The organism is Bilophila sp., assembly GCF_057864385.1.
On sequence record NZ_DBMAFI010000026.1, the window covers coordinates 12960 to 30560 of the forward strand.

17 protein-coding genes are annotated in these 17601 nt (G+C 53.7%); 11 read left to right on the forward strand and 6 right to left on the reverse strand.

What is annotated here, in order from left to right:
- Nucleotides 1-26 precede the first annotated feature (26 nt).
- Genes mtnA through mtnP form a run of 3 tightly spaced genes read left to right on the forward strand, consistent with a single transcriptional unit; the run spans nucleotide 27 to nucleotide 2582 of the window.
- The gene (mtnA, locus tag ACZM8Y_RS09925) at nucleotides 27-1160 is read left to right on the forward strand and encodes an S-methyl-5-thioribose-1-phosphate isomerase (protein WP_479858367.1); all 1134 of its coding nucleotides are present in this window, start codon (nucleotides 27-29) and stop codon (nucleotides 1158-1160) included.
- Nucleotides 1150-1812: a class II aldolase/adducin family protein gene (locus ACZM8Y_RS09930; protein ID WP_479858368.1), complete on the forward strand. Its 663-nt coding sequence runs from the start codon at nucleotides 1150-1152 to the stop codon at nucleotides 1810-1812. Before mtnA ends, ACZM8Y_RS09930 begins: the two co-directional genes overlap by 11 nt.
- A 2-nt stretch (nucleotides 1813-1814) precedes the next feature.
- Nucleotides 1815-2582: an S-methyl-5'-thioadenosine phosphorylase gene (gene mtnP / locus ACZM8Y_RS09935; protein WP_308771918.1), complete on the forward strand. Its 768-nt coding sequence runs from the start codon at nucleotides 1815-1817 to the stop codon at nucleotides 2580-2582.
- Between the two features lie 97 nt (nucleotides 2583-2679).
- Here mtnP and ACZM8Y_RS09940 read toward each other — a convergent pair whose 3' ends face one another.
- Nucleotides 2680-2904 (reverse strand): hypothetical protein, encoded by a 225-nt coding sequence (locus tag ACZM8Y_RS09940; protein ID WP_302552036.1) that lies wholly within the window; start codon nucleotides 2902-2904, stop codon nucleotides 2680-2682.
- 349 nt (nucleotides 2905-3253) lie between these two features.
- Between ACZM8Y_RS09940 and ACZM8Y_RS09945 the strand changes: the two genes are divergently transcribed.
- The 3 genes from ACZM8Y_RS09945 (at nucleotide 3254) to ACZM8Y_RS09955 (ending at nucleotide 6391) form a co-directional block, all read left to right on the forward strand.
- Nucleotides 3254-4525: a dicarboxylate/amino acid:cation symporter gene (locus ACZM8Y_RS09945; protein WP_482332859.1), complete on the forward strand. Its 1272-nt coding sequence runs from the start codon at nucleotides 3254-3256 to the stop codon at nucleotides 4523-4525.
- Nucleotides 4526-4980: 455 nt separating this feature from the next.
- Nucleotides 4981-5733: a ubiquinone/menaquinone biosynthesis methyltransferase gene (locus ACZM8Y_RS09950; RefSeq protein ID WP_482332872.1), complete on the forward strand. Its 753-nt coding sequence runs from the start codon at nucleotides 4981-4983 to the stop codon at nucleotides 5731-5733.
- 64 nt (nucleotides 5734-5797) lie between these two features.
- Nucleotides 5798-6391, forward strand: coding sequence for a GDSL-type esterase/lipase family protein (locus ACZM8Y_RS09955; RefSeq protein WP_482332857.1), 594 nt, complete (start codon nucleotides 5798-5800; stop codon nucleotides 6389-6391).
- Between the two features lie 204 nt (nucleotides 6392-6595).
- Here ACZM8Y_RS09955 and ACZM8Y_RS09960 read toward each other — a convergent pair whose 3' ends face one another.
- Both ACZM8Y_RS09960 and ACZM8Y_RS09965 read right to left on the reverse strand, forming a co-directional pair.
- The gene (locus tag ACZM8Y_RS09960) at nucleotides 6596-6898 is read right to left on the reverse strand and encodes an integration host factor subunit alpha (protein WP_302552040.1); all 303 of its coding nucleotides are present in this window, start codon (nucleotides 6896-6898) and stop codon (nucleotides 6596-6598) included.
- 400 nt (nucleotides 6899-7298) lie between these two features.
- Nucleotides 7299-7724, reverse strand: a complete 426-nt coding sequence (locus tag ACZM8Y_RS09965) for an HIT family protein (protein ID WP_482332855.1) — start codon at nucleotides 7722-7724, stop codon at nucleotides 7299-7301.
- A gap of 136 nt (nucleotides 7725-7860) precedes the next feature.
- Between ACZM8Y_RS09965 and ACZM8Y_RS09970 the strand changes: the two genes are divergently transcribed.
- The 5 genes from ACZM8Y_RS09970 (at nucleotide 7861) to cysK (ending at nucleotide 13803) form a co-directional block, all read left to right on the forward strand.
- Nucleotides 7861-8979: an elongator complex protein 3 gene (locus tag ACZM8Y_RS09970; RefSeq protein ID WP_489501719.1), complete on the forward strand. Its 1119-nt coding sequence runs from the start codon at nucleotides 7861-7863 to the stop codon at nucleotides 8977-8979.
- Nucleotides 8980-9610: 631 nt separating this feature from the next.
- Complete coding sequence (locus ACZM8Y_RS09975; RefSeq protein WP_482333884.1) at nucleotides 9611-11275, forward strand: DEAD/DEAH box helicase; 1665 nt, start codon at nucleotides 9611-9613, stop codon at nucleotides 11273-11275.
- A gap of 14 nt (nucleotides 11276-11289) precedes the next feature.
- Entirely contained in the window at nucleotides 11290-11772 is a 483-nt protein-coding gene (locus tag ACZM8Y_RS09980; protein ID WP_479858372.1) for a hypothetical protein, read from the forward strand.
- 41 nt (nucleotides 11773-11813) lie between these two features.
- A complete protein-coding gene (locus tag ACZM8Y_RS09985) occupies nucleotides 11814-12869 on the forward strand; it encodes a glycosyltransferase family 4 protein (protein WP_479858373.1) in 1056 nt (351 codons plus the stop codon).
- Nucleotides 12870-12897: 28 nt separating this feature from the next.
- Nucleotides 12898-13803 carry a cysteine synthase A gene (gene cysK / locus ACZM8Y_RS09990; RefSeq protein ID WP_479858374.1) on the forward strand — a complete coding sequence of 302 codons (906 nt, stop codon included), beginning with the start codon at nucleotides 12898-12900 and terminating at the stop codon, nucleotides 13801-13803.
- Between the two features lie 83 nt (nucleotides 13804-13886).
- On the opposite strand, the gene dtd is transcribed toward cysK, so the two are convergent.
- The 3 genes from dtd to ispD form a co-directional block, all read right to left on the reverse strand.
- On the reverse strand, nucleotides 13887-14357 hold the full coding sequence (gene dtd / locus ACZM8Y_RS09995; RefSeq protein WP_302554588.1) for a D-aminoacyl-tRNA deacylase: 471 nt from the start codon (nucleotides 14355-14357) through the stop codon (nucleotides 13887-13889).
- Nucleotides 14354-16177 carry a long-chain-fatty-acid--CoA ligase gene (locus ACZM8Y_RS10000; RefSeq protein ID WP_487479901.1) on the reverse strand — a complete coding sequence of 608 codons (1824 nt, stop codon included), beginning with the start codon at nucleotides 16175-16177 and terminating at the stop codon, nucleotides 14354-14356. Before ACZM8Y_RS10000 ends, dtd begins: the two co-directional genes overlap by 4 nt.
- A 174-nt stretch (nucleotides 16178-16351) precedes the next feature.
- Nucleotides 16352-17575 (reverse strand): 2-C-methyl-D-erythritol 4-phosphate cytidylyltransferase, encoded by a 1224-nt coding sequence (gene ispD, locus ACZM8Y_RS10005; protein WP_479858660.1) that lies wholly within the window; start codon nucleotides 17573-17575, stop codon nucleotides 16352-16354.
- Between the last annotated feature and the right edge of the window lie 26 nt (nucleotides 17576-17601).

Genomic DNA, 17601 nt, shown 5'->3' on the forward strand with positions numbered 1-17601 from the left:
AAATATCCGATTAGGGAGATGAGGACGTGAATATAGACGGAAAAGCATATCGGACGATCTGGCTTGACGAGGCGGATCGTCTGCATGTCATTGACCAGCATGTACTGCCCCATCGTTTCGAGACGGCGACGCTCACATCGTTCAGTGCGGTTTGCGACGCCATCAGGAACATGCTCGTCCGAGGCGCGGGGCTCATTGGTGCAACAGCCGGATACGGCATGTGGCTTGCAGCCTGCGAAGCTCCCGCAAAGGATACTGAAGCTTTCGACGCCTTCATGTCCGACGCCGCAACCGCCTTGAAACGAACCCGCCCCACGGCCTCCAATCTGGCATGGGCCGTTGACCGCCAGCTTGCCGCCATGACGCGGGGGAATTCCCCGGAAGAAAAACGGCATATCGCCAAAATAACCGCCCAAGCCATCGCCGACGAAGACGCCGAGGCATGCAAGTCCATCGGCGTGCATGGAAAAACGCTGCTTGAAGCACTGGCGGTAAAAAAAACAAACGGGGGCCCCATCAATATCCTGACGCATTGCAACGCGGGCTGGCTGGCCTTCGTCGATCACGGTTCGGCCCTGTCCCCCGTGTACACGGCACATGACGCGGGGCTTCCCGTGCATGTGTGGGTCGACGAAACCCGTCCCCGCAATCAAGGTGCAAGCCTCACGGCGTGGGAGCTCTCACGGCACGGCGTGCCTCACTCGCTGATCGCAGACAATGCGGGCGGGCATCTCATGCAGCACGGGCAGGTGGACATCGTTATCGTCGGCGCGGATCGGGTTACCCGCAGGGGTGATGCGGCCAACAAAATCGGGACGTATCTTAAGGCTCTGGCCGCACATGACAACGGCGTTCCCTTTTATGTGGCGCTCCCCTCCTCGACGTTCGACTTTTCCCTTGATGACGGCGTGGCGGAAATCCCCATTGAAGAACGCGGATCTGCTGAAGTCCGCATCATGAGCGGGAAAATGCCCGACGGCAGCGTGCTTGACGTTCAGATTTGCCCGGACGAAACTCCAGCCCGAAACTGGGCGTTCGACGTCACCCCGAATAGGCTCATCACAGGGCTCATTTCCGAACGCGGCATCTGTCAGGCCACTCAAGAAGGCATTGCCTCCCTGTATCCCGAATCCCTAGGAACGGCACGCCATGACCGCTGAACCGATTGACGGCGTCGTCAAATACCAAGCCAGCCATACGGTGGGAGACATCAAGACGTATCTTTGTACTTTGCCTGCCAAACTACGGGATACGGCGCTTGATGCGCTGACGCTTTTTCCTGAACTGGATGCGGCGCGCACAACGCTTCATGACGTAGGGCTCATCGGCATTTACCCTTCCGGCATCGGTTACGGGAACATCTCTTTGAGGCTGGCAGGAAACCTGTTCCTCATCAGCGGGAGCGGAACCGGCTCCAGCCGCCTTCTGGGAAAACAAGGTTACAGCCTCGTCCGCGCATTTGATCCTCTCAAAAATACCGTGGCATCCTTCGGCCCCGTCCAAGCCTCTTCGGAGTCCATGACGCACGGGGCCGTTTACGACGCGGCCAACAAAGCTCATTGCGTCATCCATATCCACAGCCTATTCCTCTTTACGTCCCTTTTAGCGAAAGGCTTCCCCCGGACTCCGGAGTCCATCGCCTACGGAACCCCCGCCCTTTCCCGTGAAGTGACGCTTTTGATTGCGGAAAAACTTTCTCCTTCCGAAGGAGTCTTCGTAACGGCCGGGCATAATGAAGGCGTTTTCGCGTACGGTGAAAGCATCGCCTCCACCCTCAACCTCATTCTTTCCCTAAACACGACAAAGGACTGATCATGGGCATCAAAATAGGCATCATCGGCGGCAGCGGCCTCGACAACCTGAACATTTTTACCAACGCGCGGGACACCTTCGCTGGCACGGTATGGGGCGAACCGTCCTCGCCGCTCCGGGAAGGCGAAATTGCGGGCGTTCCTGTGATCGTATTGGCGCGTCATGGGCGCAGCCATACGATTGCGCCTTCTTCGGTCAATTACCGGGCTAACATCCAAGCCCTCAAAGATGCCGGATGCACGCACATCCTCGCGACGACGGCGACCGGTTCCCTCCGGGAGGAAATCCGGCGCGGCGATCTCGTCATTCTTGATCAATTCATCGACTTTACCAAACAGCGGAAAATGACGTTCCACGATTATTTCGAACCGGGCCAGCCCGTCCATACGCCCATGGCCGAACCATTTGACGCCGCTCTGCGCCAAATCTTAATTGAAGGCTGCCGCAAAAACCATTTTCCTTTCCATCCCACCGGAACCGTCGTCACCATCGAAGGCCCCCGCTTCTCCACCAAGGCGGAATCCCGTATGTTCCGTACGTGGGGGGCTGATGTCATCAACATGTCCGTTTCCACGGAAACGGCACTTGCCAATGAAGCGGGCATTCCTTATGCCGCTGTAGCCATGTCCACGGACTATGACTGCTGGAAGGAAGACGAAGCCCCGGTCAGTTGGGAGGAAGTATCTCTCGTCTTCAAGCAAAACGCCGAAAAGGTAACGACTCTGCTGGTTGAAAGTATCCCTGCCATTGCCCAGCTCGCGTTAAAGTAGTTCCATACATCGCCTCAACCCCGCAGTATGCGCACTGTAAAACAAAGACAGCCCGAAAAAATTCCGGGCTGTCTTTGTTTCTTTTGGAAAGCTGTTCCTAGTGGAACCACCATTCCGAGCCTTCCGGCTGAACAGTCGTCCCGTGATAGGCAATCATCACACCTTCGTTGTCTTCGTTACGGTGGCAATATCTTTGGGCGAAGCGAATGGCGGTTGCCTTGTCCACATTTTCCGCAATCATTCCGGCATGCTTGTTTTCCGCATTCTTGCGGGCGACAAAAATGACGTCATAGGTCTTGTTGTCCATCTGTCCTGTGCTCATATCGTCTCCGTTCCGATGAAAGCTTGAAGAAACACTGATACCATCCGGGAATGCACCGGGTGAAGGCTTCTCTTGACATGTTTCTTTTTTGAGCCTGTTTGCATGGCCTTGTCAACCCTGCCGTATGCCCCTTTTTCCCTTTTGGTCAGATCACATCACCCACTACGGCATAGCGTGTATGGAATACCGATTTACAATCTTTCAACCCAGTTACTTTATTTAATAAATGAAAAAACAATTAGTTCTTGTCCTTTGCGCCACAATTGTCTATGACCGTAAAGCCGTACCTTGGCTGCCTGTTTACAGACAGCCGTTTTGACTACATCAATCGTTATGAGGGGAGGAGATTATGTCAAAGAAACATTCCAAAATGAGCCTTCCGGTGCAGATGGTCATCGGGCTTATCCTTGGCGTCATCGTCGGAAGCATGACGTCGGCCGAGTTTACCGCCGCCTACCTACGTCCGTTCGGGCAGCTTTTCATCACCCTGATTCGCATGGTGGTCGTGCCGTTGGTTCTTGCTACGATCATCGCGGGGGCCGCAGGCATCCATGACCTGAGCAAACTGGGGCGCGTCGCCACCAAAACGCTCGTCTACTACTTCCTCACCACGGGTGTTGCCGTGGGCATCGGGCTCCTCCTCGCCAATATCATGCAGCCCGGCATTGGGCTGGATCTTTCCACGGAAGGCCTGAAAGCCAAACAGATTACGCCGCCCAGCCTGATCCAGACCCTGCTTGACATTGTGCCGATGAACCCCATAGATGCCCTCGCCAAAGGCAACATGCTGCAGGTTATCTTCTTTGCCGTCATTTTCGGCTTTGCCTTGAGCTCCCTCGGCGAAACGGGCAAGCCGCTGCTCCGTATTTTTGAACTCATCGGCGACGTAATGATCCGCATGACCAATATGGTCATGATGTATGCCCCCATCGGCGTGTTCGGCCTCATCTCGTATACCGTCAGCCAGCACGGTCTTAAGGTACTTTTGCCTCTCGGCAAGCTCATCCTTGTCTCGGCCATCGCGTCCGCCCTGCATGTTCTCATCTGCTACAGTCCGCTGGTCAAGTACGTGGTACGCATTCCGCTTCCCACATTCTTCCGCGGTATCTTTGAACCGTGGCTCATCGCCTTTACAACGTGCTCCAGCGCCGCGGCCCTTCCTACTAACTTGCAGTCCGTACGCCGCCTTGGGGCTTCCAAGGGTGTGGCCAGCTTCTCCATCCCGCTCGGCAATACCATCAACATGGACGGCACCGCCATTTATATGGGCGTCGCGGCTGTTTTCGCCGCCGAAGTGTATGGCATCCCGCTGACCTTAAGCGACCAGCTCACCGTCATGCTTATGGGGCTCCTTGCCTCGATCGGCACCGCCGGCGTGCCCGGTGCGGGCCTTATCATGGTCAGCCTCGTCTTCACGCAGATCCGCATCCCGTTGGAAGCCTTGGCCCTGATCGCGGGTATCGACCGCGTACTTGATATGATCCGCACCTCCATCAACGTCCTCGGCGACGCCACGGGTGCCCTGCTCGTTTCCAAACTTGAAGGGGATCTGGGGAAAGAGCCTTTTGAGGAAAATGAAGATGCCAGCGAACTGAATACCGGTACGGAAACGTTTGAATAATTCGCCATACCATCCTTAAATGCAGAGGCGTCATCCCGAAAAGGAGACGCCTTTTCCTTTAACCGCACTCCACTATGATGAAAAATTAGTACGCGCATTGTTGCAGGGCGGACTTTTGCCGCGATAGTGGCGGCTATACCGCTCGACCGGAACATGCTTACGTGATATATATGAAAAAAATGGGGAGGAGCATGGCCTGTTTCTTCCTGTTTCCCCGTCCGGTTTTGTCCATTGTGGTCAAGGCCATTCCCCAACGGACGGGTTTTCCGACATTGAACCGTGAGGGGTACTCATGGGTAAAGAAAATAAAGAAGCTTTACAGGTTACGAAAGAAATCATCGTCAAATTCATCGAAACGCAGCGTATTTCCCCAAGCAATTTCGCAGAACATTTCCCTGCCATCTACAAGATTGTTCTCGATACGCTGGAAGACAACGCGACACAGGATAGCGCCAGTGAACGCTGAAAAAACTCAAGAAGAACTTGAAGAAAAAACCGGAACGGCTGTCGATGCACATGCGGCAAAAGTTTCGGGGCTCTTCGCCCGTATCGTCAAATGGTATGATCCTTTGAACAGAATCTTAAGCCTAGGGTTGGATCAAGGCTGGCGGAAATGCCTTGCCGATGCAGTGCTTCCCGGACAGGCGGAAGGGAAACGGGTTCTCGATCTTGCTGCGGGCACGTTGGACGTTACATTAGCGGTGCGGAAGCGCCATCCCACGGCACAGGTACTGGCAATGGACTTTTGCCCTCCCATGCTGGTACATGGGCAAAAAAAACTTTCGGAAGAGGACAAAGACTTCGTTCTTTCCGTCGGAGCCGACGCGCGTGCCCTGCCTCTCCCCAACGCATGTATGGATGGCCTCACTATGGCGTTCGGCATCCGCAACATTGCCCCCCGTTCAGCCTCTTTTGCGGAGATGGCGCGGGTTCTTAAACCAAAAGGGCGGGCATGCATCTTGGAATTTGGGACAGGAAAAAAGCGCATCTGGCTCGGTATCTACAATTTTTATCTGAAAAGGATACTGCCCATCATAGGCAGGCTTTCTGGAGATCCCGGAGCCTATGCCTACCTTGCCAAGAGCATCATCGAGTTCCCTTCGGCGGAAGCCTTGAGCGATGAACTGCGTGCTGCGGGTTTTAAACGGATTTACCATATTCCTTTGTGCTCAGGCATTGTGTGCCTGCATGTTGCGGAAAAAGGTTAGAGGCATTGCTATAAGAAAAAAGTAGAAAGGACATGGACTGGTTTGCTGAAACAGGGAGAAAGCTATGAAAACATTTTTCTTTTTTGGCGACTCCATCACTCTGGGGGTCAATGATACCCTTGCTGGCGGCTGGATCGGACGATTCGCCGGATTGGCGTCCCAACGCACCGGCCTTCCCGTTCCGCCTTCGACTTTCTACAATCTAGGTGCCCGTAAACATTCGAGCCTTCAAATCCGGGAGCGTTGGGCTTCCGAATACCGTTCCCGCGTCAATGACGCCACCGTGCCCTATTTGATTTTCTGCTTCGGCACCGTGGACATGGCGGCCCCCAACGGCAATGTCGTTGTCCCCATAAAGGACAGCATCCAAAACGCTCAAGCCATTCTTTCCGAAGCACAGATGGAAGCCCCGGTCCTTATGATGGGCCCACCCCCGGTAAAAAACCCGGAGCATATGGAGAGGTTGAATAAATTGAATGAAACCTATGCCGGGCTTTGCCTTGATCTAGGCGTTGCCTACCTTGATCTCCTTAAAGGGCTCCCTGCCGTATACGTCGCCGATCTGGATGACGGGATCCATCCGGGAAAAACGGGAAACGCACTCATTGCCGAACAGCTTCTCACTGCCCCAATCGTACAAAGCTGGCTTCAAAACTAAGCCGCACAATACAAAAAACGCCCCTTCATGCCATGTATAAGGGGCGCTTTATAGTTCTCCAAAACAATCTAAACCAATGAGATAGACACGAAAGCCCTTAAAAGGACGGGCGGGCCTGCACTGGGAAACTAAAGAAGGGAGAGAAAGTTTTTCAAAATCTTTCCCTCCCTTCTCCATACATATTCTTCCAACGCTAACAAAGCACTAGGCTTCAACTTCCTCGCCGTTCAGTTCCGCGCGGAACTTGCGAGACAGACGGAACACGACCACCTTGCGGGGAGGGAGCGTAATGGTCTCATCCGTTTGAGGATTGCGGCCCTTGCGCGCTTCCTTATCATAAGCCTCGAATTTCCCGAATCCACTCACCAAGAGGGCATCATCCTTCTTGATGGCCTGCTTCATCAGACTCAGCAGAATTTCCACCGTGTTCTTCACATCAGCGCGGTTTCTATCGGTCTTCTCATAAATGGCTTCTACAATGTCCGCTTTGGTCAGTGCTCTGTTCATAGTTCCTCCATACTTCCCAAAATGTTCGAGCATCCAGAGCATTCCACAAGTATCGTTTCCTCCGCGAGACATTCCGTCGCAATGCCCTTTGACGAAAGGCCCCTCTTGAGGAGAACTGGAGACTCTTCGTTGCTGCCGACTCCCAAATATGTTTTTCTCAACACCCTGTGTCAGCCTGTTGTCACTCTTATCAGACCCCACACAGTTTTTTGTAAAGAAAAACAGGCGAAACCACTTTTCTCGATCCGTTTCGGATACATCTTCCCCCAAAGACGCACTATCGCTCGAAACGAGGTTCGCCTGCCCCTAAGTATACTCTTTATTTATCTATAGTTCAAGAAGATTGCATGCCTACAGTGGAAGAATATGCCTCTTTTCTGTTCATGCTTGAAATTATCGGTTATAATTTTCCTCGGATAGCACCAGCAAGGGCAGCCATCTCCTGCATATCTTGATATGCTCCCTGCGGCCACGCCATATGGCCGTCATCAGCAAACCGGGGAATGAGGTGCCAATGCACGTGCGGAACTTGCTGGCCCGCAACGGGGTAGTTATTCTGAACGACATTCAGGCCTTTTGCACCCGTCGCCTCCATAACGGCAGCACCTACCTGCTTCATAGCGGCCAATAGCGTTTGGCCTATATCATCCGGCATATCGAACAGTGTTTCCATATGTGCTTTGGGAACAAGCAATGTATGCCCTTTATTGACTGGGCTGATATCCAAAAAAGCTATCAGCTCTTCGGATTCAAAGACGGATGTGCAAGGTATCTCCCCATGTGCGATTTTACAAAAAATACAATCTTCATGTTGTGATACAGGCATAACAGCTCCTTTTTTTGCCTCGGGCTCAAGCTCTACGGTGACTGTGGGATAGCCTTTAAACAAAACACAGTGTACAAATCGATAAGCGCCAAGGTACATTAACACTTATCGTCTAATACCACACAAATCAACAGGTATGAAAAAAATCTCTTCCACGGGACGTTCGGTGCGCGAATGCTTTTTTCCTATTGGCAATCCCGGTGCATCAGCCCCACGACAGCGTCCCGCCATCGTCCCTTTCTTTTTACCTTTTGCAGGCTGCCCACATCGTTGCCTCTTTTGCGCTCAAGACAAGCAGACGGGACACTCTCAACGCTCCGATTCCCTACCATACCCGCAAGCCCTTGCCAATCTTTTGTCTGAATTGGAGAGACACCGTATGGAACAGGCGGCCTCTCGTCCCATCGAGTTGGCCTTCTACGGCGGCACATTCACCGCTCTCCCCGAGAGCCTTCAGATGGAATGCCTGACTTTGGCCATGCAGGCCAAAGAAAAAAATATCGTATGCCGAGTTCGGTGCTCGACGCGCCCTGATGCGCTTTGCCCGGATCGGTTAGAGGCATTGCGCCATGCGGGACTGGATCTCGTTGAACTGGGGATACAGTCATTTCATACGGAAGCATTAGCGGCGGTACAGCGTGGCTACAGCGGCGATACGGCACGGGAAGGCTGCCGCTTAATCAAGGAAAGCGGCCTCGAACTTGGCATCCAACTGCTCCCCGGCATGCCCGGTTCCACTCCACAACGCTTCTCTGAAGATGTGGAAGAGGCCCTTGCGCTTTCTCCTTCCTGTTTACGCCTTTACCCCTGCCTCGTCGTAGACGGTACGCCCCTGGCGACACGCTGGAGGATGGGCCAATACGCTCCTTGGGAACTAGACACGACGATAACCACCCTTGGAAAAGCTCTTGCCTCAGCATGGGCCCGGAGAATCCCCGTCATCCGGTTAAGCCTCGCCCCAGAGCGTGAATTGGATGAATCCATACTGGCGGGGCCCCGTCATCCGGCTCTCGGCAATATCATCCAAAGTGAAGCACTGTTTGAAACAGTTCGCTCACACTTCGCGTTGAATGCCTTCCTGCCGCCGGACGAGCTTTTCTTCCCCAAATATTGCCAAGGATTTTTCTTCGGCTATAAAGGGAGCCTGCTCCCCCGCTGGGAGAAACTCGGTATCCAGCCATCATCCATACAATGGGTTGAGGGCGAATATGCCTTGTTGCGCTGGGACAATCCCCCTGAGGGGGTATCATTATAGAACCAGACCTTATTTATGGGCTTTTCTTTTAGGAAAAGGCTGTGCCGTAGAAAATAGCCGATACTTTTTTCCTTGAAATTCCAAAGGAATAACCAACAAAGTGCCTTAACCATGTATTCCACCAAGGGGAGAAATGGATAACAAGGCTGTATTTTCACCGTGCTGCTGTGGAGATGAAACGACCACATACATGATAAAGCCTAGGTTGTGTCATCATTCTACATATAACTATTTTGAATTATTAAAAACAATCTTTTTGCGACTTAAAGATAGTTAAATATTTTCAATAGATTATATAGTTGACGACACGACCCAGGAAAAATACCTGCGAAACGGCCTCTCCCGGATCTTGCCTTGTGCTGTAAGTCTGTTATCCTTCTTTGCTTGTGTTGTTGAGGGTTGGTTTTTTCTTTTTTCGACTGACGGGCCAACATGCCGTCGGCTCTGTTTGCCGGAGGCCATACGAGACAACCTTTCACAACGTCTTTGCCGTTTTTTCTTTGTTTAAGAAAAGTTCCATTCCGTACCGGGCAACCATCGTATATGATGACTCAGCTCTCCGATGCTTCCCCGATAGGGATATTCCCGGAATCCGGAGTTCCTGTTCCACCTTTTCACTTTTGGACATCACATGACTGAACAAATACAAGAGGCTAAGGCCAACCCGGCTGCTCAGAAAGCCAAAGCCAAGTCTCATCCTTCCGGCTCCATCCAGACTTCTTCTGAAATCATCTCCGTCGATGAGCCCGAAAACGCCCTACCGGAAGTCTCCCTCGCCGATCTGCCTCAATTGCTTCAGACCGCCTGTGCCAAGGCCGGTTGGAACAGCCTTATGCCCGTGCAGTCCCGTGCTCTCCCCTATCTGCTCGAAGGACGGGATCTTATGGTTCAGTCCCGTACGGGCAGCGGCAAGACGGGAACGTATCTGCTTCCGCTCATGGCCCGCCTGAATCCGGCCATGCCCGCCGTACAAGCGCTCATTCTCGTCCCGACCCGTGAGCTTGCCGTTCAGGTGGAGCAGGAAGCCAAAACCCTTTTCAAAGGGAGCGGCTTTACCGTGACCGCCGTCTATGGCGGAGTCGGTTACGGCAAGCAGATGGACGCGCTCCGTCAGGGGGTCAGCGTTGTTGTGGGGACGCCCGGCCGTGTGCTTGACCATCTCCTTCGGCGCACGCTTAGCCTTGATCATATTTCCGCTCTGATTTTTGATGAAGCCGACCGTATGCTTTCCATCGGCTTCTATCCGGATATGAAGGAAATACAGCGGTATCTGCCCAAAACATCCATCCATGCGATGCTGTTCTCAGCTACGTATCCGCCCCATGTGCTCAAGCTGGCGGGGGAATTCCTGACCGATCCCCAAATGCTTTCCCTGTCCACGACACAAATCCATGTGGCTGAAGTCCAGCACCTCTATTGCGAATGTAAGGGCATGGAAAAGGATCGCACCCTGATCAAGATCCTGGAAGTCGAAAACCCGGCCTCCGCCATCATTTTCTGCAACACCAAAGCTACAGTGCACTTCGTGACCGCCGTCTTGCAAGGCTTTGGATTCAACGCCGACGAGTTATCCGCCGACCTGTCCCAAAGCCGCCGCGAAGACGTCCTTTCCCGGCTGCGCAAAGGCAGCATTCGGTTCCTCGTCGCCACGGACGTGGCCGCACGTGGCATTGACATTCCCGAACTCTCCCATGTGTTTCTCTATGAGCCGCCGGATGACAGGGAATCCTACATCCACAGGGCAGGACGTACCGGACGCGCTGGAGCCGCCGGTGTGGTCATTTCCCTCGTCGACATCATGGAAAAAATGGAACTCCAGCGGATCGCCAAGTATTTCAAGGTACCGCTCGCCCAGCACATGGCCCCTACAGATGAAGAAGTCGCCCACGCTGTTGGTATGCGGGTCACGGCCCTTCTTGAAGCCCGTTTCCGGCAGCTCAACGGGCTGGAACGTGAACGCATGAAGTGTTTTGAGCCGCTGGTGCAAAGCCTCGCGGAAGATCCGGAACAACGGCATTTGTTGACGCTGCTTCTCGATGATTGTTACCAGAAGAGCCTTAATCCTACGACATTCCTTCCTGCGGGCACGCCGCGTAAGGACTCGGAGGGTACGGCGCGGCCCCCCAAGTCCCATACTGGCGGCGGACGGCGTGGTCCACGGGAAAACGAGCCTGGCTGGGAAGGGGGGCGACGCAAAGGCCAGCCCTTCTCTAAGGAAGACAAGAAGGAAGGCAAGCGTGAAGGCGGTCGCGGCTTTAAAGGACGCAAACGCTCTTCCAACAAATCTTCTGACTGATTCCGGAGCGGATTGTGTCAATAGCCTCTCAAGACTCTCTGCCCGATATGACGGAAGAGGTGCTGGGAAACTTCTCCGCCATACTGGAAAGTATGGATTTTGCTCAGGAGCTTGAGCTCCTGGGCATACGGAAGCTGCATTTTCGCCAGAGAAAACGGGCTATCCGGGAACTGCGCGCCATGGGCATCGGCCTCTGGCGTCTTGGGTTGAAGCGTTCATTCCCCTCCGATGGCGAGCTCCTCTTTGAACGCTTTATGCTTGGGCTATACGAACAGGCGCATACCAATAAAGAACGGGAACAGGCCAACGCCTTCGATCTTCTTGTACGATCGTATATCGACAAATTCGGGGAACGCGGCGATACGGACTTTACAGCCGTAAGCGGGCATATCATTTCCCTCTTCCGACGCAAGCCGGGAGACACTGCTGCACAGAGGCTTAAATTGGCCCTGCTCATGCGAAATACCTATACCGATATCTTTCACCATCTTATCTGAACAACTGCGTCTACACACCGCGCCCTAAAGGGGAGTCCGTCATGCGTGTCATCATCATTACCTCGTCCAGCAACCGCAGCGGCGGTACACGCCAAGCAGTTTATCAAGCCCAAGGGTTGAGCGAACGGGGCCATGATGTGGCGCTCTGCCTCCCCCATGACTCGATGCTCTGGGAATTGCCCAATGCGGCATCCAATCCCCTCTGGCATACGTTGCCGGAAGATCCGGCACAGCACCGTGCTTATGTGGAAAGTCTCTTCCCCTCGCCGGATACGCCGACCATCGTTCATGCCTTTCACAATAAAGCTGTAAAACGCGTCGCATGGTGGGGCCTGTTTTGGCAGAAACGGAAGCTGGCCTGCGTCGCACATCGCGGCGTCATATACCGCCCGGGCAATCCCCTCCCCTACCTTTCGCCCTCGATGAAGGCCTTCCTCCCCAATTCGGAAGCCTGTGCCAAGGCAATCAGCTGGTGTTGCCCCAAACACAAAATCCACGTCATCCCGAACGGCATTCCCGATGCCCGCGTGATTCCCACGCGCTCCGCTTCCGCCGTAAAACAGGAACTGGACATCCCCGAACACGCCCTTATCTTTACCTATGTAGGAAATAACAATCCTGCCAAGGGGATAGAACCGCTTCTAAAGGCTTTTTCCGCCGCACGCCTTGACGCGTATCTGGTCATGGTGGGAGCCAATCCCGATCTCTGGTTTCCTCTCTGCGATACGTTGGGAATCCGAAAAAAAGTCCGCCTTATACGGCAGACCGAATGCGTCAGCGATTACCTCCAGGTAGGCGATGCGTTTGTCTTTCCTTCAAAAAATATGGACTCGGCTCCCAATACGCTTCTTGAGGCTATCCGTATGGGGTTGCCTATAGTGGCGACGACGGTGGGTGGAGTTCCGGAAATAGCTCAAAATAATGGGCTGCTCGTCCCACCGGATGATACGGAAGCCTTAGCGCGAGCTTTGCAGGAAATGGCTGCTGACCCTGAACGCCGTAAACTGTGGGGAGCCAACAGCGCCCGCAGAGGGCAAAGCTACTCCGTCGAAGCGCGATGTATCGAATTGGAAAAAATATATCATTCCGTCCTGTAATCTGCTCTCGGAGCAAAAGGAAAACATCATGGATCTGTTGCAGAGCATCGGAAAAACGCCGTTGATACGGCTCACCAAGTTGACTGAAGGCCTTGATGCGGAAATTCTGGTCAAAGTCGAATCCCGCAATCCGGGCGGCTCCATCAAAGACCGTGCCGCCCTTTGTATGATTCAGGGGGCTATCGAGAAAGGCATCCTCAAGCCAAACGGAACCATTGTCGAACCGACCAGCGGAAACACCGGCATCGGCTTGGCGGTCGTGTCCGCCTGCATGGGGTTCAAGCTTATCCTGACGATGCCGGAATCCATGAGTGACGAACGCAAAGCCCTGCTCCGTGGTTTTGGGGCGGAACTCATTCTCACCCCCGCCGCGAAGGGCATGGGAGGGGCCGTTGAGGAAGCCCAACGGCTGGCCGCCACGAAAGGCTATGTACTTCTGGATCAGTTCTCCAATCCGGAGAATGCGGAAGCGCACTACCGCACGACGGGGCCGGAAATTCTCGCAGATGCAGGAACGGTAGATGCCTTTATCGCGGGCGTAGGTACAGGCGGAACCATCACGGGGACAGGGCGCTACCTGCGCAAACACCTTCCCTCAGTGGGGCTGTTCGCTGTCGAGCCTGCGGAATCAGCCGTCCTTTCGGGCAATCCCGCAGGGCCGCATCTCATTCAAGGCATTGGCGCCGGTTTCGTTCCCACGTTGTTGGATCGTTCTCTGTTGACTGAAGTGCTGCCTATCCCTGGTCTGGAAGCCATCAAAATGGCTCGGCGCGTCATGACGGAAGAAGGCATTTCCTGCGGTATTTCGTCCGGCGCCAACATCGCGGCCGCGCTTCTTCTGGCGAACAGACCGGAATGGAAAGGAAAGCGCCTTGTGACGGTTCTGCCCGACACCGGCGAACGTTATCTCTCAACCCAGCTTTTCAAAGCGTAACTGCTGACAGCCCCAAAAATCACACAAAACAAAAAGGACGGCTCGTTGAAACGCCGTCCTTTTTGTTTATCTATCACATTCGCTTATCCGCTAAAATCTGCTGAGTCCAATAAGATCGTTACAGGCCCCCAATTCGTGAGGGAAACGTCCATATCCGCAGCGAACACGCCCTGCTGAACCCGTCCCGGCAGTCTGGCTCGTACATCTTCCACAAATTGCTGAAACAACGGTTCCGCCACGCCCGGAGGGGCCGATAGGTGGAACGAAGGGCGACGTCCCTTTCGGGAGTCCGCGTACAGCGTGAACTGGGAAACCAGAATGATTTCCCCGCCGGCCTCCTCTATCCCTCTGTTCATCTTTCCCCCGTCGTCAGGAAAAATGCGGAGCCCCACCATCTTTTCGATCAGCATATTCCAAAGTTTGCCGCCGCGCAAAGCAAGCGTATCCTCCGGGCCAAAACCAACGAGGACAACCAAGCCCTTGCCAATAGCTGCCACATCTTGACCTTCAATGGTGACTTTTCCCTCACGAACCCGCTGAAGAAGCAACCTCATACGTTTCCGTCCGTCTTTTCGGAGCTACCCTGTTTTGTTTCCTTTTCTTCGGTTTCGACCTGTTTCGGAGCGGAACCTTCTTCCTTCAGCGCATCCTCAGGGACAAGCTGCTCTTTATTCTGTTCCGCATCACTCTTGTGCAGTTCTTCTTCCCGCAGAATGCGCCGCAAAACTTTACCTACCATCGTCTTCGGCAGTTCCTCGCGGAACTCGATCAAGCGAGGCACCTTGAACGAAGCCAGCTTCTGGCGACAGAAAGCCACGACTTCCGGTACGGTCAGGTTCTCCCCTTCCTTCGGGACGATATACGCCTTGACCGTCTCACCACGGGAACGGTGATTGACGCCTACGGTAACAGCTTCCCGAATTTTGGGGTGCGTATGAAGGACTTCATCAATTTCACGAGGATAGACATTATACCCTCCAACGATGATCAAATCTTTCTTACGGTCGACAATATAAAAATAGCCTTCTTCATCCATGTACGCGATATCACCGGTGTACAACCAGCCGTCGCGAATGGTTCGGGCGGTTTCTTCCGGGCGCTTCCAATAGCCCTTCATAACCTGCGGCCCCTTGACGACCAATTCCCCAATCTCGTTGTGCGCCAAAACCTTTTCACCGTTTTCCGTATCGACAATCCGGGCGAGGGTTCCGGGAACCGGCACGCCTATGGAGCCCGGTTTCTGCTTCCCGAACACGGGGTTGGCATGGGTAACGGGCGAAGCCTCCGTCAGCCCAAAGCCTTCCGTGATGGGCGTACCCGTCACTTCTTCAAATTTTTTCAGCCATTCTACAGGCATGGGGGCTGACCCCGAAATACAGAATACGATATGGTGCAAATCGTAGTGGGCCAAATTTTTCTGCTGCAACAGGGAAATATAGACGGAAGGAGCGCCAATGAATGCCGTAAACTGATACTTTTTGAATGCCTCCAGCATGTCGGCAGGAACATACCGCGGCATGGGAACCACTCGTGCGGCCATCCTTGCGGGCAACAACAATGTAATCGTCAAACCGAACACGTGGAACAAAGGCAATAGGGCCAGAAACACATGCTCCTTTTCCGGGGGCTGCTGAATGATCGCCATCAGCTGGGTAAGGTTGGCCAACAGGTTTGCATGGGTCAGCATAGCCCCCTTGGAAAGCCCCGTAGTGCCTCCCGTATATTGCAACAAGGCAATGGTCTCGTGAGCATCCGTCACTTCCACGCTCAGGCGCTCGGTTGTTTTGAAAAGGTCTTTCCATGCTACGACCTTTTTTCCGTCAAAGGGAACGGGAACCCATGTACCCTGCCGCCGAGCCGAAAACGGCTGCAGCCAGCTCAAGGGGAATTTCAACGCATCACGGACACGCGTCACATAGCAAACGTCCAATTCGAGCTGTTCCCGCAGCGCCGCGATCTTGGGCCAAAAAATATCAAGGGTGATGAGATGTTTTGCGCCGGAATCCTTGATCTGATGCGTCAGCTCGGATTCCATATAAAGAGGGTTGGTCATGACGGCGACGGCTCCGGCCTTCATGACGCCCCAAAATGCTATGAATGTCTGGGGAAGGTTCGGGAGCATGATGGAAACACGATCTCCCGGCCTAATCCCGCGCCGCCGAAGCGAAGCGGCAAGTTTTTCAGCTAATTCTTTCAGTTCCTTGTAGGAAATATGCGTATTTTGAAAGACGATGGCTTCACGCTGTCCGTATGCTTCCGCCGCAGTATCGAGGATATTTTGCAGCCCCCCCTCGGGGATGGCTATGTCATGCGGCACACCTTTGTCGTAAGAAGAAAACCAAGGACAGTCCATACCCTGCTGAAGGTCGCTCATAACGGCTCACGATGCGAAAAAGGTTAGAAATACCCCCGGAAAGGGTCCGTATTGCTTGTTACACCAACATACGAACTTTTACAAGGACGACATGGAACTTCCATTTAACCCAAAGGGTTATCTGTTATTTTCAGTGTATTTGTTTGGATTTTAAATTTTACATAATATAAATAATTATGCGTCTCTATTGTTACGAAGTCCCATAACGACGGCGACGGCCTTTATTCCCAGCCGTTCCCCTGTAAAACCAAGCCCCTCCTCCGTCGTCGCCTTCACATTCACCGCTCCCATGTCCAATCCGAGCAACCGCGCTATATTCCGCCGGATAGCCTCCCTATACGGACTAACTTTAGGAACCTGGGCAATGACAGTCAGATCCACATGGGTAATCTGTACATTGGCCTTATGGACATGCTCCAGAACAGTGTCCAGCAAGACAGCCGAATTGGCATTGTCGAATGCAGGATCGGAATCAGGAAAGAAGGTTCCGATATCCCCCGCTCCGATGCAGCCGAGCAAGGCATCCATCAGCGCGTGCAGCAAAACATCCCCATCAGAATGGGCCAGCACGTCTGGCGAACCGGCAATGGGCACCCCCCCCAACCGCATGGGCCGGGCAGGTTGTTTCGTCTCACTGCCACCGGCATACTTATGGACATCATATCCATACCCGACACACGGGATACGCTCTCCTGCCATACGCAACATTTCCAAATCCTCAGGTGTCGTGATCTTTTTGTTCCCCACTTCTCCCTCCGCAACATGCACAGCGTGCCCGCACAATTCGAGCAAGCTGGCGTCGTCAGTGACAACCCAGCCTTCCTGCTCCGCACGCTGATGGGCAGCCCGTAGAAAAGCAAGGGAAAAACCTTGCGGGGTCTGAACCGCTCTCAAATGTTTCCGATCAGGCGTGGCAACAACCTTTCCATCTCCATCCATTACTTTAATAGTGTCCACCACGGGAACGCCGGGGATACATGCCGCGATACGCTCCCCCGGAGTTTCGCCGTGCAGCCCGTCCAATATCCGATTGACCAAAGCTGGCGAAACAAACGGCCTTGCCGCGTCGTGGATCAGAACTTCCTCGCAATCATCCGGCAAAACGGACAAACCGTTTCGGACGGAATCTTGGCGTAACGCCCCGCCAGCCACAACTTTCCAAGGAAGCCCTAGGGAAGCATCCCTCATCAGGACCGTAACCCGTTTGTGTTCTTCATCAATGCACGCTTCCGGGAACACAAAAACAAGCCCCTCTACACGCGCACATCGTGAGAAGACAAGTGCCGATTCCCAATACAACGGGGCACCTTTCCAGTCCAAAAACTGCTTGGCAAGCCCGCCCGTAGCCGAAGCCAACCGATTCCCCTGCCCTGCTGCAAGAAGAAGTGCCCACGCCATGACTAACCTCGTTTATATGCTGGATG